Raw genomic sequence first — 823 nt, forward strand, 5'->3', positions numbered from 1 at the left:
TGAAGTTGATTGTGAAGAAAAAGTACGGTTGGGTTCGACGTTCTACTTTTGCCGAGGCGATGCCACTTATCGTTGCGGCGCTAAGCGTCAGAAGTAAACACAAAAGCCTTCTTTGCTGCATCGCACTCGCCAGAACTGCATGGGGCATACTGGCTACGGGTGAGCCATATAGCGGCATTCATGTCTGCTTGCTCAATAAACCTGTCTAGATAAAGCCTGATATTTCTCCCAACTTGATGTGCGCAATTGTCTAACTCCATGCATTGCACTTTAAACAATAGATGATGCGCTTCGCTTACCCTTCGGGCCGACTTTTTGTCGTTCAACGCGCTAAAGCGCTTTTGTGCCGCCTGCGCGGCAATGACGGATTGGAACGAAACTTAAATCCCGTCGAGCGCGCAAGCGATCTGGGTCGCCTTTGAGGTATTGGGGTCTTTGGCCAAACAAAGACCCTGGCCTGCCGTCGGCCAGCGCCGACAGGAAAAGAAGAATTAGCTTGATGTTACCCTCTAAAAAACAAACTACCGCAATTGTCTATGAACACTCTCATATCTCTAAAGGTATTGGCAATACTACTCTTTCATCAAGATAGCCAACTCGAAAGTTCCAGCGCCGCTCCAACTTGTATTAAGTTTTCTTCCAAAGGCCGCGGCAGTAACTCTCGTGCTTTGGTGAGCCTGCGCAGCAAGGTATTACGATGAGTATGCAATTGATCAGCCGCTTTGCTCGCGTTACAGCTAGCACCGATATACGCCAACAACGACTGTCTTAACTCTTTCGGAGAGCGTGCTAAATCGCCCAAGATATAACGAATGAAGTTATT

2 protein-coding genes are annotated in these 823 nt (G+C 48.0%); one reads left to right on the forward strand and one right to left on the reverse strand.

Annotated elements, in window-relative coordinates:
- Positions 1-209: hypothetical protein (locus tag A3738_RS31870; protein ID WP_231876580.1), on the forward strand; the 209-nt coding region annotated here is incomplete at its 5' end.
- 374 nt (positions 210-583) lie between these two features.
- On the opposite strand, the gene A3738_RS08170 is transcribed toward A3738_RS31870, so the two are convergent.
- Positions 584-823: helix-turn-helix domain-containing protein (locus A3738_RS08170; RefSeq protein WP_231876581.1), on the reverse strand; the 240-nt coding region annotated here is incomplete at its 5' end.

The sequence above is a fragment of the Oleiphilus sp. HI0066 genome, assembly GCF_001635725.1.